Here is a 21,584-nt window from a genome sequence, read left to right as displayed (position 1 = left end):
CCACTCAGTCTCTGATGCTGCTTTTGCCTACATTACTTCGTTGCTTTACGATAATCTATTATTTTCTTTTTCGCACTTCTTCACTTAAACGCTTTTAAGCAATAAAGTAATCTCTTTGATAATTAATATTGTAATCAGATCCTTCTTGTTTGTCAACCTCATTCACTGCACTTCTTTATTTTACCTTATCACGTTCCACAGCTTTACTCTTCAATTGCCGTTGGTAGAGGTACTTCGAATACTCCAATGCTCTTACCCACACTGAAATTCGTTGATCACGCGGGTACAAATACTTTAAATTCTTTCGATGAGGTGTTTTATTACATTCGATAAGCCAAATCTTCCAATTATGATCAATTCCAAAGTCAATGCCCAGTTCTCCCAGAGGACCATAATATTTTTCCATCGTTGTGTAGGTTGTCCGCAAGAAATGATGCACTCTTCTTCTTAATTTCTCTTTGTTGCCCCAATCTCCATTCATGTATTGCTCGATAAATTCATCAAATAACACCTTGCGTTCCGCTGTTGTACGGGAAGCGATAGGCGAGCCCTCTTCTCCAATGCGAGCATTGATATAACTATAGTACAATTGATTCTTCCCATTCTTCTGAAGATCTCCCCGAAAGTCAACTAGTCTTCCGCCCATTGACAAAAGATTAATACCCTCTTGAAAAATGATTTCTCTTTTTCGGTAAAATCGTGCTATTTCTTGAGATAATTCCTTTAACGTAAGCAATTTTTTCGTAATTAATTCTGAACCGTGCTGACTCCACTCATAACCCCCACCAGGTTCCGGACGAATTCTTATGACTCCTCCGCCCCCTGTCCCACGTGCTGATTTTAAGTAAACAGAACTGTACTTTTTAAACATGGGTATTAACTGTGATATTTCTTTATACTTATTCGTAATAGGAAGGTATCTTTTGATATTTGGATCATTTGCTAGTTTTTCGAAGACATCCCACTTGTTGTACCGTCGGTGAGAACTCCACCAAATCACTTTTCTTATCTGGAACTCCCGACGATACTGTCTGTTTTTTTTCCCAGCTAACCCCCCAGATTTTCTACTGTAAACAACATGAGGATATGAAAATTGTTTCATACTCCATTTGGCATTCCGTTTATTGAAAAAAACACCGAGAATTTTTCCAGCCTTCCCCTTCAGTCCATCTCTAGAAAAGAAAAAAAGATTTGCCTTTACGACTTCATTTGCTTCATGTAATTCTGCATATTTGGCAATCGGGGTTTGTTGCAGAAACTTCTTAATGACTCCCCTCCTAACGAAAACTCCGATTGAAATCTTTTCTTCATTCGTTGAATCCATCAAACAAACTCCTCTCTTCCTTTCTATTGCGTGTTCAAAAAGGAGCATAATAAGCGCCGAGTAGGTCGAGGTGGCGAAGTTTTCGAGCACCCAATCGTATGGTTTTAATACGTTTAGGAGCGAGAAATGAGCCAACGAGCTTCCCAAGGATGGAGTGACTTCTGCGTTCGCCACAGGACGTGGCGTTATTTAGCAGGAGATCCTGTTCTCCGACAGCTATTTTTAGCGGACTTTTTGAACATCCTCTACTATTGTTTTTCTAGTAACCAAAGGTATTGAAACAAGTGTCCTACGAGGTTACACCCTTGCTTTTTTCAATACATTCTTTCCATACAACAGTGGTCGAGTAAAGGCTCGAAGTCTTTTTCTCCCGTCATATGCGTTGCAAAAGGCCGATTTTCCAGATGTTCCATTACATTCAATCAGCCAGAGCCGACCTTCTTGATCTAGACCGATATCGATCCCCAACTCAGCAAAACGACCATATTCTTGTTCTACTGCTTCATAGACTTTTTTAAGAAAACCATTTATTTGGGATTTTAAGTTATGATCATGAGAATAATAGCGTTTAATAAACTCTTCGATTGTCATATAGTGGTCCTCGCTCGTCTTTGAAGTAATCGGGGATCCGGGTTTCCCTATTCTTGCAACAACTCCGGAAACAACGATCGAGTCATTCTTTTTCTTTTGAACTTCTGCCCGAAAATCTACAAGACACCCTTCTACTTGAAAGAGGTCAATTCTTTTTTGAATGATCACATGTCGTAAAAAAGGTCCAAAGAAACGATGAATTTCTTTAATAAGAGACGAGTCATTATCTACTTTTTTTGTGAAAACCTGCTTTACATACGTACTTATCGTATAAGTACCTGAAGTGGTTTTCTCAACTCTCATGATCTCATTTCCGAGGCTTGCATTTACGCCCTTAAGATAGACTGAGCCCTCCTCTTCATTCAGCATTTCTTTTAGCTTTTCTTTGGAAGAGAAGAGACTCGTAGCTGGAATGTGTTCCTTTATTTCACTGCTTTCGCTTAATCTCTTATGCACATCCCATTTATCAAACCCGTCTCTTGTATTGATAAACTGTGTTCCACTTTTAAGTAGTGCACGTTTAAGAGTATGGTATTTCCTGTTCTCTAATCCTCTTCTTTTTCGGTTATAAAATAAGTCCGGAAATGGAAAAGAAGCTTTTTTCCATTTTTTTAAGTGCTCGTTATAATAAGTTCCTTCAATCGTTTTTGTCTTCATATCAATGTCTCGAAAACAAAAATAATATAAATTTACTTTTGCTATTCTACTAGCACGAAGAAGCAATCGGTTTTTCTTTGACGCTTTTTGTTTATTTAACCGCCGAATCCCTTTTGTAGTAATGAATGCACCAATCAATGGTTTGTATTGCTTTGTAGTCACTTACACCGTCCCCCCTTTCAACATCCGTTGCGTGTATGCTAATAGCATTTTATAGGCTTCACGTCTCTTTTCACGGCCGTAAGCTTTTTCAAGAGAGACCTTCGAACTTCTGGAGTTGCACTCAATAAGCCAAAGCCTTCCACGTCGATCCAAGCCTAAGTCCACACCGATTTCACCAACACTTCCGTATTTCAAATCCAATTCGCGACTCACATTCGTAACCACCCGCTTGATTTTCTTTTGTAGCCTCTTCACGTCTTTCTCTCTATATCGCAAGTTTTTTCTTAAAAACGTTTCTAATGGATAACTATTTGCATGAGTGGTAATCGGTGAACGCGCGTTACCCCACCGCATACACTCGCCTACTACTTGAAGATTGTTTTTTCCATCACGCTGCACTTCCGCTCGTATGTCTAACAGGCGTCCTTTGAGTTTCAAAAGTTGAATCGGCTGTTGAATGATAAACGGTTGACCTTTGTAAAATTGCTTAATTTTTCGAATGAGTAAATGAAAATGCCTCAGGCGAATTCTTCTTAATCGCTTACGAAAATAACAGCATTCATAGCTTCTTCCTACTTTTTTTACACTCATGACTTGTCGCCCTTTTCCGCCTTTGACCCCTTTTAAATAAACGTGTTTATACTTTGCGATCATCACGCTTAAATCTATAGGATTTCGATACAGCTTAGTATTAGGAAGATGTACATTCAGCGATGAATTCTTACTTAGAACCTGATACATCTCCCATTTGTTAAAGCCGTCAATGTAATTAACAAAGCGAACGTTGTTTTTTCTAAGAAACGCTTGCAGCTTCTTATTTTGTGTTTTTTTCAAACCTCCTACCCTTCGATAAAGTAAGGTTGGGAAAGAAAATTCTCTTTGCTCCCACTTTTTCTGATTTTGATTAAAATAAGTCCCTAACACTCTATTCTTTTCGTAATCAATATCTTTTCTTGAAAAGTAAATCATGTTCATTCCAAAACCTTCATTTGCCCTCACGATATCCATATCCCGATCCGGAGCGGACTGATCTAGCATTTTCCTAATGATATTGTGCGTAACAAAAATGCCCAACTGGTTATTCGCCATTTCCCCTACTCCTTTAGATTACTTTGTCGCTAGTGTTAATGTATGTGACAGCTGTCCGTAAGACACGGCAAACTCCCTAAAGATAAGAGGATTTCGTATTTATATGGACGTTAGTACTAATAGGTAATCTGGGTAAGATGAACATTTTGCAGTCGGCAGACTCAAGCTTTTTTGGTTATGCTCTATGTGAAGGTAGATTTACGACTTTCTTTGAAATAAGAGAGCAGGGAGGGAAAGCGACTGCCTGTAGCACAAAAACCTCCCAGCATAATTACTGGGAGGTTGGGCTGTTCCTTATTTAGCTTCAATAACATAGACGTGATCAAGATTGTGGACCTTATTTACAGTCATCCCACTTGCTTCGATGTCATGAATTAAGATGTCTGATTCAAGACGTTCAGACAGCGGTGGCCCCATCTCAAATTGCTCTTTCTTCCACTCAATAACAATAGCTTTTCCGCTAGTTTTTAGCAATCGCTTCATCTCTTTGAAGGCTCTTACCCGATCTGGAACTTCATGCATGACAAACGCCGCAACTAAACCCGTTATACATTGATCCGGAAGTGGGATTTCCTCTAGGTCGGACTCAATCAATCCGATATTTTCATAGCCTGCCTCCTGAGCTCGTACGCCAAGGAGTCCGAGCATTTCCGGCTCGACATCGACAGCATAAACATCATTGGAGGTTCGTTTTGCCAATGGCAGGGTAAAGTAACCATTTCCCGCTCCGAGATCTGCTGCTGGATCATCAGCTTTTAATGATAGTAGCTCCGCGACCCATTCTGCATCAATTAACGCTTTTCGTTTCGGGTCGAGAAGTCGATCTGCTTTTTCTGGATTAAATCGTTTTCCAGTCATCGTGCTTCCTCCTGACTACCTAGCTTCACGTGTGGCGTTGTTCGATAGACGATCTTTTACTTCGTTCAATGCTGAGGAATCGTTAGTCAACGTATCAAGATCGAACACGTCCAGCTCTCCGCTACCTAAATCAAACAAAGCACCAATAATAGGAACACCTTCTCCATACTTTTGATAAACCGGATGTTCTTTTAGTTTTTCCACTTGATGAAGAACATTAAATTTAGACAGCTTCTCAGGAGTCCAATCGCGGCTTTCACGGTCGGTTGGGAGACTGTTTTTCACATGGGCAAGCCAACTTTTCAATCCGTCTTCTTCATTATGATCCCAAGCAGCTTGTACTCCACCACAGCCTGTATGACCTTTAATCAGGATATATTTTACCTTCAAATGAACAAGCGCATAATAAAGACTTGCTTCGAAGCTCTCATCGCTTTCAACGACTTGATTTGCAATGTTGCGATGAATAAACATGTGCCCTGGTGGCATATCTGTAATCGTTGTCGGACACACACGTGAATCACTACATGCGACTACGAGAAAATCTGGGTCCTGTCCTTCCTTCATTTTTTCAAAAAAATGAGGATCATCTTTTAGCCATTTCTTTTGAAAATTAATATTTTTTTGTTTCAAATCTCTTAACTCCATGCCAAACCTCTCCTTCACCTTTTGATAATTAACATTAAAATTTTGCTCTTAAGTCATCCACCGCCATTTCAAGCGTTGGATATTGTATATGTTCACCAAATTTGTAGGTCCATCCTGCTTTACTCAGCATATCTCGCACCGGACCTTTCACATTTACTAGCGTTGTGGATCTCTGATGATGATCTCTCTCTGTACGGATCCACTCTTCTAGTTTAACTAAAGCGATAGCATCCATGTTATTGACTCCGGAAAAATCAAGGACAACCTGTTCCACACTAGGCTTTTTTTGTAACTGATTACGAAGAAAACGTTTAATAACTTCCATATTAGCAAAATACAGCGGAGAATCAATACGTATGATTATTATGTGGGCTTCACGTATCGTTTCCTTAAAACGGTTTACATTTCGATAACTCCTCAGTTCAGGTACGTACCCAAGCTCTGCAATATGAGGGTTACTGCTTTGATATAAAAAGACGAGGAGTGAGAAAATCACACCGATCCCTATTCCCCATTCAATACCAAAAGATAAAGTCGAAAAAAAGGTAACGGCAAGCGTAATCCCATCCATCCGTTTCACCTTCCAAAGATAAACGGCTTCTTTTACATCTATTAAATTATACACTGCAACTAGAATAATCGCAGCTAAAACTGCTTGAGGCAAATAATAAAACCAAGACGTAAAAAACTGCAGCGTAATCAAGATAAGAATAGCGGTAATAACAGATGCTAACGGAGTTTTTGCCCCTGCTTCATAGTTTACAGCTGAACGTGAAAAGCCTCCTGTAACCGGATATCCAGAAAAAAACGAAGCGCCAATGTTTGATAATCCTAGCCCTGATAGTTCACGATTCGGGTGGACGTGGTATTTTTCTTTTGTAGCGATTACATTTGCCATCGCATAAGACTCGACAAAACCAATGATCGAAATCGCAATGGCAGTCGGGAGAAGAGCCATAACAAGAGTGCTCTCCAAAGGGGGGAACCAAAGTGGTGGTAATCCCGCTGGCACCTCTCTAATAATGGCCACACCTATTTGATCAAGGCTGAACACAAAAATTGTAACCATACTTAAAACAACAACGACTAATGGACCTGGAAAGTTTTTTAGCTTTTTTTTAAGTACAACTAATAACAAAATACTTCCTAACCCAATGTAGAGTGTTGGCAAGTGAATGTCGTTTAGCCGGGTGACTATTTCTCCGGTAATAAGAAAGACATTGTTTGACGCCGCCAACTCAATCCCTAATAAATGCTTCATTTGACTAAAGCCAATGATCACTGCTGCAGCAGACGTAAATCCACTTATAACAGCATGGGAAATGAATTTCGTCACAACGCCAAGCTTCAATACCCCCATTAATAGCTGGATCACACCAACCATGAGAGCCAGCAGAAAGACAAGCGATACGTATTCACTTGATCCGGGCTCGGCCAATCCAGAAACACCAGAAAAAACGAGCAAAGAAACCATCGCCACAGGACCAACTGCCAGCTGTTTCGACGTCCCGAACAAGGCATAAATAAGAATTGGAACTGTCGATGCATATAAGCCGATTACAGGCGGCAATCCCGCAAGCATCGCATAAGCCATCCCTTGAGGAATCAGCATAATCGCCACAATCAATCCCGCATTCACATCTCCTCGTAAATCACGCTGAATATTATATGATGATAACGTATCAAATAAAGGAAACCAATGCTTCAACCTCTTCAAATAAACTCCCCCTCTCATCACTTTACTTAATTAAATAAAATACCTTAACAAAAAAATCAATCACAATTTAGTCTATCCAAAATTGTGCGGGGACTGTCCCCCGAACTTTTGCTGCTTAATTGTGCGGGGACTGTCCCTTGAACTTTTGTCCCTCGAACCCTTATACCTACAGGGGGATATTTACGGCTGTAAAAATAGGGGATCTCAATTTAGATACCCCTACATGTATGTTAGAGCACTGTTTTTAGTTTGTCAATATACCCCCACCTGTATACAAGGTGATTAATATCTGTACCTTCAGGCTCTACTTCCCCACATGACTAAAGACTCGAAAGATGAAGTAGAGAAGTGCGATCACGATTATTACTTGCACAAATCCTCCAATAACACTAACTAAAATCGCAACAGCCCACAATAATAGAATCAACCAAATGATTCTCCCTATCACTTTGTATCCCTCCGAACATGCTCTCTTCCATTAGCATATTCAACATGTCCGACTTGTGACTGCACAAATGTATAGGAAAGATGAACTCTCATTTTGGAGTTAGGAAATAATAGAAACATAAACGATGTCATCTCAGGAAGGTTAAATGATTTTTCGTTCATGCGATCAAAGCAGTATTTACTTCTCTTCTAGGATTTACTCTCTACAAATAAAAAGACCCAAACAGGTTATACCCTTTTGGATCTCATGCCTCATTTTTATAATGAATTTACTATGATCTTCCGCGAATCATTTTTACGATCAATACAATAAGCGCGATCACAAGCAGAAGATGAACAATACCGCCCGCCAAATCAAGTAACAGGCCGAATAACCAAAGTACAATCAAAATACCAATAATTGTCCATAGCATTTATTTGACCTCCTTAATTAGACACTTAGAAAATAAAGGGTTTCAGGTAGTTCTATCATTCCCTTCTGACAAGCTTTTAAAACCGCGCTACCGGTGCGTCATGAATCTTTAAAAAAAGCGCAAGATGCTGGCCTATCGTCAACAGGCCAATGTTCTGACGATAAAAACGCATTTACTTTTGATCGGGCAGCTATTTGACACGAATCGATGACGCCTGGAGACTTTCTAAGAAAAAACGCATAGCGGTCTTTTATTAAAAACAGCGCCAGCTCGCATGTTTTAAAGTCTCAAGGATACTTTTCCCTTGAGACGAGCGATGGGAAGGTAGCTGTCCTCTTATAAATTCTTTCCAAAAAACCTTATTGACACAACTCAATAAGGCTTCTCTTGATATAAGTAATTTGGCGTGACAATACGGTCATCGTATTCTTTATGAAAAATATGTGTCGTTGCAGGCGAGACTGGTGGGATAAGCCAATCCCATTTACCCGTAAGCGCACGCCCGCATGCATTCTCTTTGTTTTCAAAATGGCGGAACTGCTCTGCTGCTGTGTGGTGATCCACAATGCTCACACCATCTTCTTTAAAAGAATGAAGTACAGCACGATTTAATTCAACTAAAGCACGATCCTTCCATAGCGTAGACGTATCTAAGTCAAAAATCGAAGCAACTTTTGGAAGTAGATGATAACGATCGGTATCAGCTAAATTGCGTGCGCCGATTTCAGTTTCCATATACCAGCCGTTAAATGGTGCTGCCGGATATTGTATTCCACCAATTTCAAGAAGCATGTCCGAAATAAGCGGGACTCCGTACCATTTTACGTTCAAGTCTTCCATCCTTTTTTCTTCTGGATGACGAATGGGCACTTCTAAAATCAAGTCTTCAGGAATTTCAAACCACTTTGGGTCACCCCCATCGACCTGAATTACCATTGGCAGGACATCAAAATCAGTTCGTTCGCTCTTCCAACCTAACGCCAGGCATTGTTTCGTAAATTCGATCGACCACGAATCACCGATCACACCACCATCCGTTTCATATCCAGCATAACGAATAAGCTGATGATTCCAAATTCGGACCCGGTCTCTGCCATTTTTCGTTGGGGAAAAATCGTAATCGTCGGGCGAATCCGTCCATCATTGGTAGCGTATTCAATATGTTGACAAAGAGCTTGGAAAACCTGTTCCTCTGTATCAAGGCCTATCGCATCAAACACATCTAGCATGCTCCAAAACAATCGACCAATACATCGGTTGCTGTTACGCCACGTCATTTTTGAGCCATAGCTCATTTCCTCAGCTGTCTGAGTGTACGTACCTGTCTCTTGAATTTCCTGTTCCACTTCTTCTAACCGAACAGCCAAGCTTTCTTCTTTTTCCAATTCATAATAGCACTGAGTCAAAAAAGACCGTGCACTTTCTCTGAGGTATTCCATAACCATTCTCTTATCTCCACCGTTCAATACTTCATTAATACGTATTATACTTGAAGGCGCCCTGCAAGGAAAAGAAAATGGAGTACGGAATTTAGCCGTAAGCACCAAACGCAGTTAATAGGAAAACAAATAAAACAGTCGCACCCGAACCACTTAGCGCAGCAAACAGAAACGTTTTCGCGCTCTTCGACTCAAACCACATGCTCAAAGCAATGATCATCGTAAGTAAAATACCAAAAAACATCGCAGCAAAAGGACTTGTCGGTGTTATGAAATCATACCAGTGTATAAAATTCACTCTATCACTCACCTCATTAAAAATGACTACCTCCCTTTATCATTACAATGTTTTCATCAAATGTAAGTCATTTCTTACCGCTGTCAATATAGCACCCCACAACATCGTCAAGCTCTTCCCAGCGAATAAACCGAGAACCACGCCATATTTCTTTCCCATCAACGAATAAAACAAGATTCGGTGCTGTAAAAACAGTCCATTGCCCTGACACTTCCGGAACATCTTCAATCTGTGCTTTCAACACGGTAAGCATTGCTCGGCCTTTCAACCACTCAGTTAACTGAACTTGTACGGCATCACATACAGAGCAGTTATAAGATTTTAAAAGCACAAGAACTGCCCTTTCCTCTTTTAAGATTGAATTTGCATGCTCAAGAGATTGAATGGTTTTCATTTTTTAATGACCTCCTACACTACATCATCCAATTAAATTAAACACTAAAAGAAGATTGTATGTAAAACATTTGCGCTGCCTCACTTTATATTACGGTGTCAAAATATACATCCTTTGGTTATCGGGCAATCGAGAATTTTCTATTTGTTTGGATAGATATCACTCGCATTCAATGGTAAATTGAAAGTAACGAGCTATAACGTAATTATTTCTTATATTACTATCTTCATATAGGATTTAGCACGATTAGGAGGGAAACAATGACGAATATAACAGCAAACAAAATTAAAAAGAGCGCATTAACTCTTTTTGTTGAATATGGATATGATAGCACCTCCCTTACCGCTATTGGGAATGAAGTAGGGATTAAAAAGCAGTCGATTTACGCCCATTTTAAAAATAAAGATGATTTATTTTTAAAAGTGATGAACCAAGTCATAAACGACGAAATAATCGAGTTAAGTGATTATTTTTCCCGTGAAAAAAATGAATCGCTTTATCACACCTTGTATCATTTTATTCTTCATTTAAAAGAAAGATATATATCTGATGGAGAAAGTAATATAAAGTTTTTGCTTAAAATGATGTTTACACCTCCAAACCACTTGCAAGAAATCGTAATTTCAAGAGTTTTTACTTACTATGAACAGTTACATCATTATATAGAGGAAGTATTTGTTTCTCGTAAAGATTGTTTAATGACAGATGCAGAAAGTGGAACGATTTCTTTTCTCAATTTTATTGACGGGCTGCTAGTTGAATTAGTTTACTCCAGCCTTGAAAGCTTTGAAAAAAGATTTAAAATATCTTGGGAAATTTATTGGCGCGGGATCGTAAAGTAGAAAATTCCATCATACTCCTAATTGAAGACATTCTCCCTAAGGAATAAAAAGATCAACTTTATATTGATAATATTCAGAAAGTTTTGTACAATCAAAACTGACTGACGTTCGTCAGTTAAAATTTTCGAAAGGGGAGAATGTGAAGTGAAAAAACATGTTGTAGAAAAAACAAGTCAACCTGAACACTTGAAGAAGTTAGATACGGCACACTATTTTCATCCAACGACCCCACTAAAATTGCATCAACAAACTGGCCCTGGATTGATCATTAAAGAAGGAAAAGGTATTCATGTAACAGATGTGTACGATGACGTTTATATCGATGGTGTCTCTTCATTATGGAATGTAAATATCGGCTATGGACGCGAAGAAATGGCTGAAGTCGCTAAGGAACAAATCATGAAGCTTTCTTACGGATCTTCATTTTTCAATAACTCTAATGATAAGGTCATCCAACTCGCAGAGAAGCTTGCCAATCTAACTCCTGGTAACCTCGATGTAAGCTTTTTCACCTCTGGTGGATCTGAATCTAACGAAACTGCCTTTAAAATGGTTCGGCATTATTGGAAACTAAAAGGGAAGCCAGAACGGACTAAAATTATTGCCCTGGACTTGAGTTATCACGGCGTAACGATGGGAGCTACGAGTGCAACAGGTGTCCGTGAATTTGACCATATGATTACTTCATCAGCTCCAGGCTTTTTGCACGCGAAACCTTATTTAACTGCTTGTGAAAAAGGAGACCATTCCCATCCTGAATTTGAAAACAGTATTAGAGGCATTGTCGAAAAAGAAGGTCCAGAAACAATTGCTGCCGTCATTTTAGAGCCTATTCAAGGAGTAGGCGGAATTAACATTCCCCCTGAAGGATACCTTAAAGCGGTTCGCGAATTGTGTGATACGTTTGGCATTTTTATGATAGCAGATGAAGTTATCTGTGGTTTTGGTAGAACGGGAAAAATGTTTGGTGTAGATCATTGGGAAGTTGTTCCGGACTTAATGTCCGTCGCTAAAGGAATCACAAGTGGATATATGCAGCTTGGTGCCGTTCTGCTTAAACCAGAACTTAGGGACGAACTAGCAGAAATGTCAGACGACGTATTCTTCCATGGCTTTACCTACAGCGGACACCCAACTGCCTGTGCTGTTGCATTAAAAAACCTTGAAATCTTAGAAAATGAAAACCTTGTTAATAACTCCAAAAACATGGGTGAAGAATTATTAACAGGCTTAAAGTATCTTGAAGAGAAACACAAGGTGACAACAAAAGCTAGAACAACAGGATTATTAGGGGCCATCGAACTGTTTGCAGATCGTGACACCGGTAAAGCATTTGACCCGGCCTTACATGCTGCACAACAAGTTGTAGAAGAATGCTTGAACAGAAATCTCATTTTAAGACCTCTTTCCTTTGGCGGAATGAATGCTGTTGCACTTGCCCCTCCTTTAATCGCTACTAAAGGAGATATCGAAACAATCATTGAAAGACTTTCTGACTCCATTCATGCATTTGAAACGAAAGTGTTATAAGGTAACCGCTATTTTTGAACACTTGTTATGATTTCAGATTAGTTTAGAAGGGAGTCTATCAAAGTGAAAACCGGATTTTTATATGATGAAAGCTACTTTTGGCATGATACAGGTAACGGAGCTTTATTTCTTCCTCCTGGTGAGTGGATAGAAGCTGATGAACATGGCGAAAACCCTAAAAGCAAACGACGCGTAAAAAACTTATTAGAACGAAGCGGTTTCATTAAACATTTATCAGTGATCACCCCCCGGCAAGCTACAAGAGAAGAAATTGAGTTAAATCATACACCCTCTTATGTCGACAAGGTGAAACAATTAAGTAATTTGACTGGGGGAGATGCAGGGGAACTAGCACTTGTTGGAAGAGGATCCTATGAAATCGCTCTTTTATCTACCGGAGGAGCCATTACATCTGTTGACCAGGTAATGGAAGGAAAGGTTCATAATATATATGCACTTACAAGGCCACCAGGCCATCATGCTGAAAAAGAACAAGGGATGGGTTTTTGCTTATTTAATAATGTAGCCATTGCCGCAAATTATGCACGTGAAAAATATGGGTTAAAAAGAATCATGATCTTAGATTGGGATGTTCACCATGGCAATGGGACAGAAAGTGCATTCTATAATGACCCTGATATACTATTCGTTTCTCTTCACCAAGAATATAACTTCCCACCTGATAGAGGGTCAGCTGAAGATATAGGTGAAGGTGAAGGAAAGGGATACAATGTTAACATACCTTTACCGGCAGGGACCGGAAACGCAGGGTACATATATGCGTTAGAAACTGTCGTTGTTCCGATAGCTGATCATTTTAAACCAGAGCTCATCATTGTGTCAGCTGGACAAGATGCAAGTGTTTTTGACCCTCTTGCTCAAATGATGGTAACTGCAGATGGGTTCGGTATGATTTCGTCAGTTGTAAAACATTTAGCCGAGCGCCATTGTGATGGACGATTAGTCGCTTGCCATGAAGGTGGATATAGTCCCTCATACGTACCGTTTTGCACTCTCAGAATAATAGAGTCATTAAGTGGTTTACAGAGTAAAGTAAGTCAAGATCCATTTAGTGAAGCAATCCGAGGTCTTCCATCCGATGTTTTGGCTAATAACCAAAAAGAAGCCGTTGATAAGGTTAGTAGAATACAGACTGAATACCGAAAAGTAACCTAGGTCTACAGGGATAACTACTAGAGTCTCTACACTATTTTTAATGAAAAGGAGAAATCTATGCTATGAATCGTTCATACCAGTTATTTATTGACGGAAAATGGGTAGATTCTGTATCTGGAGAAACCTTTAATTCATTTAATCCTGCTACAGGAGAAGTAAATGATATTGTTGCTGAAGGAAGAGCGGATGATATTGATTTAGCAGTCAAAGCTGCAAGAAAAGCTTTTGAATCTGGGCCTTGGCATGAAATGTCTCCTAGTGACAGGGGACGCTTATTAAATAAGGTTGCTCAAGAATTATGGAGAAAAGCAGATGATTTAGCTGAAATAGAGTCTAGAGGAAACGGTCTTCCTATTAAGGAAACTAAATTTATTGCTATTCCTGCTATGATTGATGTCCTAGAGTTTTATGCGGGTCTTGCCAATAAAGTTCAAGGAGAGACCTTGGCTTCTCCTAGTGATCGGTTTAATTTCACACTAAAAGAACCTTTAGGCGTCATCGGTGCAATCGTGCCATGGAACTTTCCACTTATGTTAACAATGTGGAAGTTAGCTCCTGCACTAGCTGCTGGAAACACAATCGTTATTAAGCCTGCAGAACAAACACCAGTTAGTATTTTAGAAATGGTGAAGATTTTTCAAGAAGCCGGTATCCCTGATGGTGTTATAAATGTCGTTCCGGGCTATGGTAGCGAGGCAGGAAATGCTCTTTCTTCACACCCTGATGTAAATAAAATTGCATTTACTGGATCAACGAATACAGGGAAATTAATTATGCAAGCAGCAAGTAAAAATCTAAAGCCTGTAAGCTTAGAGCTTGGAGGAAAATCTCCAAACATCATTTTTGATGATGCTAATATTGAAAACGCTGTCAACGGCTCAATGTTTGGCATCTATTTTGGACAAGGGCAAGTATGCGCTTCGGGCTCTAGAATGTTTGTACAGGACAGTGTCTATGATCAATTCATGGATGAATTTATTAAAAAAGCAAAAAACATTAAGGTTGGAAACCCATTGGACCAAACAACACAAATGGGTCCACAAGTCTCATTACAACAATTAGAACGTATTGAACAATATGTAGCAACTGGGTTAGAAGAAGGAGCTCACCTTGCCCTTGGTGGCGAGCGGTGTAAAACTAACGAAAACGGGTATTTCTTTACACCAACCATTTTTGAAAATGTCACGAGCGATATGACAATTGCAAAAGAAGAGATTTTTGGCCCCGTATTATCCGTTATTCGATTTAAAGACGAAGAGGACGCTTTGAAAAAAGCAAACGACACCGTTTATGGTTTAGCTTCCGGAGTTTGGACCGAGAACCTAAAAAGAGTACATCGAATGGCAAAAGGATTAAAAGCAGGAACAGTCTATGTAAATACCTTCAGTATGCTAGATAGCGTTGCACCGTTTGGAGGAACCAAACAAAGCGGATTTGGCAGAGAGCTAGGCATACAAGCAATAGACATGTACACAGAAACAAAGAGCGTATGGGTTAACTTAAACGATGAACATTTTAATTGGTATGGGTAAACAGTGCCTGACCCCCACCGCGTTAATGCGGTGGGGGTCAGGCACCTTTAAGTGAAAGCCTAATAGTTAATCTTCCTTAGTATTAACCACAATCTCGACACGCCGGTTTCTCTTTTGTCCATCTAAATCTTCATTCGATTCTAGCGGCTTTGTTTCTCCAAATCCTTCTGTTTCAATAACAAGATTACTTATATCTCCGTTTTCATCTAAGTAGTCTTTAACCGATTGGGTCCGTTTTTCTGATAAGTTAAGATTATAGTCCGGATCGCCTTGATTGTCAGTATGACCGTTAATTTTAATTTCAGTCTCGTCTTCTAACCCTTCTAGTATATTATTAATTTCATCTAGAACGTTCTCGGCTTCCAACTTAAGGTCACTTTCATCAAATTCAAAGAGTACATCGTCTGGTACCTGAACTTTTGTTTCATCTTCATCTGTGGAAAGCTCTACTTCCTCAGGAGCCTTTACATCTGGCACATCCGGGTACAACTTTATTTGAATATTGTTTCTCCCGTCTTCTTTTACCACATGCTCCCCACTCATTTTCTCAAAGTTACCTCCATAAACTTCTTGTGATTTCGTTCTCATATTCCTAGAGTATCCATCGGTTTCGACCAAGATGAACCCTTCTTCCGAGAGACCTGTATATCGAACGATCAATAAAAACGTTCCATCCGGTTCTACTATTGTGAAGTAAGGCGGACCTATTATTTGCGGCAGTCTTGCATCAGGAGATTCATAGTACCATGCTCTAATCGGCATCCCTTCAAATAAGTTCGACTCACCCTTTATATAAAAATATTCATGATCATTGGTAAATTCCGTTTCGACCCAAACTTCGGGATCACCGTAATCATCCGGTACCTCTTTTCTTTCCGTCTGAACAATATCAAATTCAAATTCTTCACTTTCTCCATAGGCAATTATCTGGGAGATCATGGCTTTTTGTGAATATGTACTTCCTCCTGTATCTACCTGGTAAACTAAAGGACCACTTAGATGTTCTCCCCTGTCTCCATACACTTCTCTTAATTTGGTAGTCTGGGATAAAGGGACAACCTCCAGCTCTACATCTATAAATCGCCAATCTCCATTTGGATGGTTGAACTCGATCGTAAATGAACCGTCACTCTCTGCTTCCACCCGCTCTCCCGGTGGTCCAATCGGCGCTCGAACCCGAAATGGGTTATAGTACATCTGTCCTATTACAACTGTCCCCTCAACAAGATTACTCTCTCCATCACCACAATCTTATCATCAGTAACCTCTATCGTTCCCTCTATCATCACATCTTCACGGAATACACCAAGCTTTTCTTCTTCCTTGGCATCGTCCTCATTACCTTCCCCTTGCTCCTCATCCTCTTCAATTGAATCTCCTCCATTTTCTTGTACATCTACTTCAGTTTCTTTAGAAGAGTCAACAGTATCAGCTGCTTCGTCATTCAAACAGCCGACTACCAAAACAATGCACATTCCAAGCATAATCCCGTAGTATAATTTCCCCTTCATAATACCTTCTCCTTATATGTAATGTACGAATTAACTATTCTATAGTCTCACTTTTTTTAAATCACTGTATTAATTTAGGAATAACACTCATGCTATTTCCCTTATTTGAATAAGAACTAACCACTGAGGCTCACCTGCTAGTCTCCAGGAAAGGATCAACATAAAAATAGCGGATAAATCTCCACATAAAGCTAAAATAATGCATACCACCTTGGGTCTGTGTATTTTTTCCATATACAAAAATATAGAAAGAAAATTAATAAAACCGAAGTGATTACAACCGTAAAACTTGTAAATTTTTCGTTCCATTCTGGGGTGGTCAAAGCAATTCCTCCCCAAAATCCAGGAAAAAGTAGTAACATTCCTGTCAATGACTTGGTTTCATAAACTTCCTTCTCGCACAACAACAATAACGGATATAACTAAAATCCCAGTCGCCGTTACATCCCCTTGCAGTGACGTAATTGCCAAACGAACCGTAACTTGAAGAGAAACCTGACATGGTAGAAGTGCCCAAATCCATCCCTTATGAACAATGAAAAACAGTAAATAAAGACAGGATTGCTCCTGCCTTCTACCTAGTTATTCAAGATATTCATCTATGAAACTCTCCATTTCAGGTGTTATGTGGTCTTCACCTCGGATGCCCGATTCTATCTCACGGTTCAAAAGCCTAGCCTGATAAACATTCGCATTATAAGTATGCTCTCTGAAGGCTTCTATTCGATCATCTGAATTATCATTAATCGCTTCTTGAAGGCTATCTTCAAATAATTGAACACTGTTTTTATATTCCTGTAAGCTTTTAACATAGAGATCATTTATTTCTACCACTTCAGATGTCTCAAACTCTAAAGATTCAATAATTCGAATAGCTTCGCTTAATTGCTCTAATGCAATTTGGTAATTTGCTTCGACCTCTTCTAAATCTCCCTCTTCCATGAAGCTGTCTACAAATAAACGGTAAGTAGGGTACGGGTCCACTTCTTCACGCGTATCCCAAAATAAAGTATACTCTTCTTCCATAGTTTCTTTAGTTGAACAGCCAACAATAAGTAAAATTAAACTGAAAGTAAAAAGGTATTTTTTCATAGCACATACTCCTCTATTTCTCATCTATCTCAAAAGGCACGTTATTACCTTCTGCCCATTCTTTAACTTTAGTTATAGAACCAGGTATTTGATCTTTATTTAATACAAATTTGTAAGTAACTTTATTAATAGTTTCAAGTGCTAACGCCTTACTTTCAGGCTTCCAAGTAACATTAATTAGTTCTTGTGGCCATACCTCGTTACGGTTATAGATAACATACTGCTCTTTAAATCGAAGTGTACGTTGACTCATTTTTAAATAAGGCATGATAACTGAGAAGATCGTAATTGCTAAACCTCCAAAAACAAAAACACCTTCTATTCCACTTAATGATTTTCCCTGAATCAAAACGAAATATAAGCCTAGAACAGTCATTGGTAAACCAGCAAATAGGATAATTCCAACTGATTCATTAATAGTGCTACCAGTTACTTCAAAAGGTTCAAATTCGTCTTTCATTGTTTCTGTATGTAAATAATCATCTTGCTTTATATTGTCATCCTTCAGATGTTTGTAAAGGTGACTTTCAACGTAACGGTAATAGAGCTTAATCTTTAACCGCTTACTAAATTGACGATATATCGGTAAATAAAGAAAGAGAAAAAGGCCGGGAAACACTAGAATAGCAAAGTTGAAGCCTGTGACTAAAAACCCTAACAGTGCAACAGGGATTACAAACCATTTGCAAAAAGCCATTAACCATTTAAATACAGGATAAATTACCTGCTCTAATTTTGAAAGTTTAACATCATTAATTTGAATTCGATCTGAACGCATGAGTTGATAGTGCCAATCAATCATCGTTAAGAGATCACTTGAAAAAGGGCGCGTTTCTCGTTTATTTGACATCATATCACTAAAACTAAAAAACAGTGGATGTAAATACCCTGACTCTTTAGCTACACTTAAAAGCCACTCCTTTTCTGGAGAATCTTCAATCATGTTGCATTGATGTAATAATGATGGGTTTATTTCAAAAAGTAAGTAAAGATGTTTTGCTCGACACTGAAACTCTTTCCAAAACTGCTTAAACTCTTGAATTAAACATTCAGCATCTTCTTTGTTCACATTTTGTTTATCTTTAACCTTTTTGGCAATTGTCATCATCTTTTGAAAAGATAGCAATTCTTGATATTTTTTTTGATCTTGAAAAAGTTCGATTAAAGGGTCTAGCAAATCTGTTCCTTCAGAAAGGTTTGAGCTAACATTCTCTACGACCTTATGTTTTTGAGGTAAACTATTGCCTTGCTTTCCCCACTCGGTACTCACAACTTCTAATGCTGTACAAGCACGTAAAATAGCAACTGTCTTATGAATAAATTGTGCTTTCCCTTCATCCCTCTCTATAGTGCCATCTTCGCGATAAATATCAAATAAAGGGTAGAATACGTAGTCATAGTCATGGCCATTCCCAACAATATAGTATTTCTCTCCATCTAACTCTATTGGGATTGAGCTATTGATTGGAAAAACCGGTATAGCATGTTTTTTAAATTGTTTCTCCAATTTCTTTGGAGGTTTTGAAAGCCAGAATGTTTGATCTAATCCATTTGAAGCCAAACTTTGATTTGAACTCATTAATTATTCACGCTCCTTCATTGACACAAGAATTTAATTGGGATCAGTTAAATCAGCTCCTGCTAACGCAGTTATCGATCGATCTGTAAAACCAAATAATTTCATAAAGAAAACAGGGGAAGTCGCTTCTGCTTCAATGGTTACTGAAGTGTCATCCACTTCAAAGGAGGTTAACTTTGCTTCTGCCATATTCTCATTTAAATATCTTTCGGCTAATTGTTTCGCACCTTGGCCGTCAATGACAATGATTTCATTTTCTTCCCATGCTTCCCGATCATAGCCATCTAAAGAAGCGTATGCTGCGGAGTCAACGGCATTAGCTAATTTAAAATAGTTCGTTGCCATAAACCCAACATCCACCATTAATCCTATCACACCTAAGAATACAGGGATTAAAACCGCAACTAAAGGAACTACTAATCCTTTTTCATTTAACATATATTGATCACACTCACTCAAAGATATGATAGCTAGCTCGATGTTGAAGCGTCAACGGACTCGTATTCATGAAAGGAATCGGAAGAGCGTATTGGCAAGTAACATCAACCTCAAAGCTTTGACCATTCGCACTAGGTCCGGCGCTTGCTGGGTTGCACTGACCAGTCGTAGTAGATAATGCACTTTCTGTAGAGTTCTTGGCACGACTAGCCGCAACATGCATCGGGATATCTTCATCTGCTGATAATGCAGCTCCAAGTCGTGCGCCCTGATTCGCGGCTGTTACTACTACTACCTGATTGTATACTGCGATACCAAGAACTAATCCACCGACAATTAAAAGAATAAGTGCAGGTAAAACGATCGCAAATTCTGTTACAGCTTGGCCACCCTGATTTTTTTTAAATTTCTTCATTATAGAAACCATCCTACCGCCACTCCCCAAGCAATTAGAATAACTATTGAAAATGGAAATGATAACACTTGCTCTTCTTTCTCCGTGTGAGGTAACCCCTTTCCATTAAATAAGAAAACCCTAGTTATTAACTGGGACACTCTCTGACACCCTTTTTTATACACTACATGGGCTAGAGAAGTTATAACCCCAAAACTAATTATAAGTAGCCAGTAATAAAGAGTTAAAGGGAAAATAAAAAATAGGGATAATGAAGCAATTAACTTCACATCTCCAGCACCGAGATAACGAACAAGATATAATAGGAAAAACAAAATGAAAGTTATAAAAAAACTAAGGGCATAATGCCCAATGAAATGTATATTTACGGTTAATTGATAAGCTAGAATACTAAAAAATAAAATGAGAATGAGAGGGTTTGGAATCTTCCTTTTTCTAAAATCGATAGCTGTAATGATTAGAAGTAAGATTGTAATGTAAAATATCATTTTCTAAACCCTCTCAAAACAAAATTAGATGTTACCAAGTTGTTCAACAATGGATTGAAATACGCCCATAATCGTTTCTCTAAACGTTACAATGACTCCGATGACACCAACTAGAATAATGCCTAATATTACACCATACTCACTTAATGCTTGTCCACTTTCATCGTCCCAAAATGATTTTAATAAATTCATTTACATCTCCTCCAAAAAATTTTTTAGTCATCTTCATCTTCATCTTCGTCTTCCTCTTCGTCATCATCTTCTTCCTCAGGCTTTAAATGAAAGGATAAGAAATAATGAAACGAATCAAAATCAAATTCCGGGTGATGAATATCTTCTATAGGTATACTTTGACGAAAAGGTACAACTTGGTTAGGTTCAAGCACATCACGGGCTAACTCTGCTGAAAAGCTCGTTTCAGCCCAGCGAGAAAGATTAGCATCTACAAGTCTAAGTGTTGAACCTTCTAAGCGTTCTTGTTTAAAAGATTCATCAGAGAAGCCATTACGTAAGAGCCCAACCAAGAGCAGTGATTCTTCTTCCTCATATATCACAGATGCAATGGCATCAATTCTATTTACTTTTGGCGGTGGAAATCTCTCTTCATGGTCTTCAATGAAATAGTTAATTTCCTCACGAGTGTATGCTCCTAAGTCCAAGTCGTCTAATTGTAATTCTACACTAGCCCAATTCTCATGACTACTTAACTCTTCTATCGGGGAAGGGATCTCTACTTCCACTTTTTTTGCAGTTTCATCCTCTTCATTCTCATCAAAGCTATACCCTCGTTGTTCCATTCTATGGATAAGTTTTTCATTGCTTTGATTTAAAGTCATTTCACTTTCTGAACTTATTTCTGAAGAGGGGTTACTGGTGCCGCATCCGGCAACCAGCAACAAAAAAGCAAAATTTGTAAATAAAGTTATTTTCATATCATCCCTCTC

At 38.8% G+C, this 21,584-nt stretch carries 22 protein-coding genes and 1 pseudogene; 4 read left to right on the top strand and 19 right to left on the bottom strand.

All coding sequences use genetic code 11. From position 1 onward, the window contains the following. Nucleotides 1-175: 175 nt before the first annotated feature. The 10 genes and pseudogenes from CDZ94_RS18000 to CDZ94_RS17960 form a co-directional block, all read right to left on the bottom strand. A complete protein-coding gene (locus CDZ94_RS18000) occupies nt 176-1,324 on the bottom strand; it encodes a YheC/YheD family protein (protein WP_157812039.1) in 1,149 nt (382 codons plus the stop codon). 297 nt (nt 1,325-1,621) lie between these two features. Further along, nucleotides 1,622-2,734: a YheC/YheD family endospore coat-associated protein gene (locus tag CDZ94_RS17995; protein WP_096439489.1), complete on the bottom strand. Its 1,113-nt coding sequence runs from the start codon at nt 2,732-2,734 to the stop codon at nt 1,622-1,624. Beyond that, on the bottom strand, nt 2,735-3,823 hold the full coding sequence (locus tag CDZ94_RS17990) for a YheC/YheD family endospore coat-associated protein (protein WP_096439449.1): 1,089 nt from the start codon (nt 3,821-3,823) through the stop codon (nt 2,735-2,737). A 294-nt stretch (nt 3,824-4,117) separates the two neighbouring features. Further along, nucleotides 4,118-4,681 carry a class I SAM-dependent methyltransferase gene (locus CDZ94_RS17985; protein ID WP_096439447.1) on the bottom strand — a complete coding sequence of 188 codons (564 nt, stop codon included), beginning with the start codon at nt 4,679-4,681 and terminating at the stop codon, nt 4,118-4,120. Nucleotides 4,682-4,696: 15 nt separating this feature from the next. Continuing rightward, complete coding sequence (locus tag CDZ94_RS17980) at nt 4,697-5,329, bottom strand: carbonic anhydrase (RefSeq protein WP_096439445.1); 633 nt, start codon at nt 5,327-5,329, stop codon at nt 4,697-4,699. Nucleotides 5,330-5,363: 34 nt separating this feature from the next. Further along, nucleotides 5,364-7,046 (bottom strand): SulP family inorganic anion transporter, encoded by a 1,683-nt coding sequence (locus tag CDZ94_RS17975; protein WP_342587637.1) that lies wholly within the window; start codon nt 7,044-7,046, stop codon nt 5,364-5,366. A 719-nt stretch (nt 7,047-7,765) separates the two neighbouring features. Continuing rightward, nucleotides 7,766-7,906 carry a lmo0937 family membrane protein gene (locus tag CDZ94_RS21090; RefSeq protein ID WP_106408551.1) on the bottom strand — a complete coding sequence of 47 codons (141 nt, stop codon included), beginning with the start codon at nt 7,904-7,906 and terminating at the stop codon, nt 7,766-7,768. 372 nt (nt 7,907-8,278) lie between these two features. Beyond that, nucleotides 8,279-9,345 (bottom strand): annotated as a pseudogene (locus CDZ94_RS17970) (nitric oxide synthase oxygenase). A gap of 91 nt (nt 9,346-9,436) precedes the next feature. Next, the gene (locus tag CDZ94_RS17965) at nt 9,437-9,643 is read right to left on the bottom strand and encodes a hypothetical protein (protein ID WP_096439441.1); all 207 of its coding nucleotides are present in this window, start codon (nt 9,641-9,643) and stop codon (nt 9,437-9,439) included. 67 nt (nt 9,644-9,710) lie between these two features. Then, nucleotides 9,711-10,037 (bottom strand): thioredoxin family protein, encoded by a 327-nt coding sequence (locus CDZ94_RS17960; RefSeq protein WP_096439439.1) that lies wholly within the window; start codon nt 10,035-10,037, stop codon nt 9,711-9,713. Nucleotides 10,038-10,297: 260 nt separating this feature from the next. Between CDZ94_RS17960 and CDZ94_RS17955 the strand changes: the two genes are divergently transcribed. From CDZ94_RS17955 to CDZ94_RS17940, 4 genes are all read left to right on the top strand, one after another. Continuing rightward, a complete protein-coding gene (locus tag CDZ94_RS17955) occupies nt 10,298-10,879 on the top strand; it encodes a TetR/AcrR family transcriptional regulator (protein WP_096439436.1) in 582 nt (193 codons plus the stop codon). A gap of 144 nt (nt 10,880-11,023) precedes the next feature. Then, the gene (locus CDZ94_RS17950; protein ID WP_096439432.1) at nt 11,024-12,409 is read left to right on the top strand and encodes an aminotransferase family protein; all 1,386 of its coding nucleotides are present in this window, start codon (nt 11,024-11,026) and stop codon (nt 12,407-12,409) included. 63 nt (nt 12,410-12,472) lie between these two features. After that, a complete protein-coding gene (locus CDZ94_RS17945; protein ID WP_342587636.1) occupies nt 12,473-13,585 on the top strand; it encodes a class II histone deacetylase in 1,113 nt (370 codons plus the stop codon). Between the two features lie 62 nt (nt 13,586-13,647). After that, nucleotides 13,648-15,117, top strand: a complete 1,470-nt coding sequence (locus tag CDZ94_RS17940; protein ID WP_096439428.1) for an aldehyde dehydrogenase family protein — start codon at nt 13,648-13,650, stop codon at nt 15,115-15,117. 66 nt (nt 15,118-15,183) lie between these two features. Here CDZ94_RS17940 and CDZ94_RS17935 read toward each other — a convergent pair whose 3' ends face one another. The 9 genes from CDZ94_RS17935 to CDZ94_RS17890 form a co-directional block, all read right to left on the bottom strand. After that, nucleotides 15,184-16,314, bottom strand: a complete 1,131-nt coding sequence (locus tag CDZ94_RS17935) for an OmpA family protein (protein ID WP_096439426.1) — start codon at nt 16,312-16,314, stop codon at nt 15,184-15,186. Nucleotides 16,315-16,322: 8 nt separating this feature from the next. Next, the gene (locus CDZ94_RS17930) at nt 16,323-16,628 is read right to left on the bottom strand and encodes a hypothetical protein (protein WP_096439424.1); all 306 of its coding nucleotides are present in this window, start codon (nt 16,626-16,628) and stop codon (nt 16,323-16,325) included. Nucleotides 16,629-17,210: 582 nt separating this feature from the next. Continuing rightward, on the bottom strand, nt 17,211-17,720 hold the full coding sequence (locus tag CDZ94_RS17920; protein WP_096439420.1) for a hypothetical protein: 510 nt from the start codon (nt 17,718-17,720) through the stop codon (nt 17,211-17,213). Nucleotides 17,721-17,733: 13 nt separating this feature from the next. Continuing rightward, nucleotides 17,734-19,299, bottom strand: a complete 1,566-nt coding sequence (locus CDZ94_RS17915; RefSeq protein WP_096439418.1) for a hypothetical protein — start codon at nt 19,297-19,299, stop codon at nt 17,734-17,736. Between the two features lie 33 nt (nt 19,300-19,332). Beyond that, a complete protein-coding gene (locus CDZ94_RS17910) occupies nt 19,333-19,737 on the bottom strand; it encodes a TadE/TadG family type IV pilus assembly protein (protein WP_096439416.1) in 405 nt (134 codons plus the stop codon). Nucleotides 19,738-19,750: 13 nt separating this feature from the next. Continuing rightward, nucleotides 19,751-20,152: a TadE/TadG family type IV pilus assembly protein gene (locus CDZ94_RS17905; protein WP_157812040.1), complete on the bottom strand. Its 402-nt coding sequence runs from the start codon at nt 20,150-20,152 to the stop codon at nt 19,751-19,753. Then, complete coding sequence (locus tag CDZ94_RS17900; protein ID WP_096439412.1) at nt 20,152-20,640, bottom strand: prepilin peptidase; 489 nt, start codon at nt 20,638-20,640, stop codon at nt 20,152-20,154. Before CDZ94_RS17900 ends, CDZ94_RS17905 begins: the two co-directional genes overlap by 1 nt. Nucleotides 20,641-20,664: 24 nt before the next feature. Next, nucleotides 20,665-20,832 (bottom strand): Flp family type IVb pilin, encoded by a 168-nt coding sequence (locus tag CDZ94_RS17895; protein ID WP_096439410.1) that lies wholly within the window; start codon nt 20,830-20,832, stop codon nt 20,665-20,667. A 23-nt stretch (nt 20,833-20,855) separates the two neighbouring features. Next, complete coding sequence (locus CDZ94_RS17890) at nt 20,856-21,572, bottom strand: hypothetical protein (RefSeq protein WP_096439408.1); 717 nt, start codon at nt 21,570-21,572, stop codon at nt 20,856-20,858. Between the last annotated feature and the right edge of the window lie 12 nt (nt 21,573-21,584).

Source organism: Alteribacter populi (assembly GCF_002352765.1).
GTDB lineage: Bacteria > Bacillota > Bacilli > Bacillales > Salisediminibacteriaceae > Alteribacter > Alteribacter populi.
The sequence above is the reverse complement of the archived record's forward strand: the minus strand, read 5'-3'. Positions and strand labels throughout refer to the sequence as shown.

Excerpts from the sequence above, each read along its gene's own strand:
- CDZ94_RS18000 (WP_157812039.1), bottom strand. The coding sequence starts at position 1,324 with ATGGATTCAACGAATGAAGAAAAGATTTCAATCGGAGTTTTCGTTAGG.
- CDZ94_RS17990 (WP_096439449.1), bottom strand. The coding sequence starts at position 3,823 with ATGGCGAATAACCAGTTGGGCATTTTTGTTACGCACAATATCATTAGG.
- CDZ94_RS17985 (WP_096439447.1), bottom strand. The coding sequence starts at position 4,681 with ATGACTGGAAAACGATTTAATCCAGAAAAAGCAGATCGACTTCTCGAC.
- CDZ94_RS17980 (WP_096439445.1), bottom strand. The coding sequence starts at position 5,329 with ATGGAGTTAAGAGATTTGAAACAAAAAAATATTAATTTTCAAAAGAAA.
- CDZ94_RS21090 (WP_106408551.1), bottom strand. The coding sequence starts at position 7,906 with ATGCTATGGACAATTATTGGTATTTTGATTGTACTTTGGTTATTCGGC.
- CDZ94_RS17960 (WP_096439439.1), bottom strand. The coding sequence starts at position 10,037 with ATGAAAACCATTCAATCTCTTGAGCATGCAAATTCAATCTTAAAAGAG.
- CDZ94_RS17955 (WP_096439436.1), top strand. The coding sequence starts at position 10,298 with ATGACGAATATAACAGCAAACAAAATTAAAAAGAGCGCATTAACTCTT.
- CDZ94_RS17940 (WP_096439428.1), top strand. The coding sequence starts at position 13,648 with ATGAATCGTTCATACCAGTTATTTATTGACGGAAAATGGGTAGATTCT.
- CDZ94_RS17935 (WP_096439426.1), bottom strand. The coding sequence starts at position 16,314 with ATGTACTATAACCCATTTCGGGTTCGAGCGCCGATTGGACCACCGGGA.
- CDZ94_RS17930 (WP_096439424.1), bottom strand. The coding sequence starts at position 16,628 with ATGAAGGGGAAATTATACTACGGGATTATGCTTGGAATGTGCATTGTT.
- CDZ94_RS17920 (WP_096439420.1), bottom strand. The coding sequence starts at position 17,720 with ATGAAAAAATACCTTTTTACTTTCAGTTTAATTTTACTTATTGTTGGC.
- CDZ94_RS17915 (WP_096439418.1), bottom strand. The coding sequence starts at position 19,299 with ATGAGTTCAAATCAAAGTTTGGCTTCAAATGGATTAGATCAAACATTC.
- CDZ94_RS17910 (WP_096439416.1), bottom strand. The coding sequence starts at position 19,737 with ATGTTAAATGAAAAAGGATTAGTAGTTCCTTTAGTTGCGGTTTTAATC.
- CDZ94_RS17905 (WP_157812040.1), bottom strand. The coding sequence starts at position 20,152 with ATGAAGAAATTTAAAAAAAATCAGGGTGGCCAAGCTGTAACAGAATTT.
- CDZ94_RS17900 (WP_096439412.1), bottom strand. The coding sequence starts at position 20,640 with ATGATATTTTACATTACAATCTTACTTCTAATCATTACAGCTATCGAT.
- CDZ94_RS17895 (WP_096439410.1), bottom strand. The coding sequence starts at position 20,832 with ATGAATTTATTAAAATCATTTTGGGACGATGAAAGTGGACAAGCATTA.
- CDZ94_RS17890 (WP_096439408.1), bottom strand. The coding sequence starts at position 21,572 with ATGAAAATAACTTTATTTACAAATTTTGCTTTTTTGTTGCTGGTTGCC.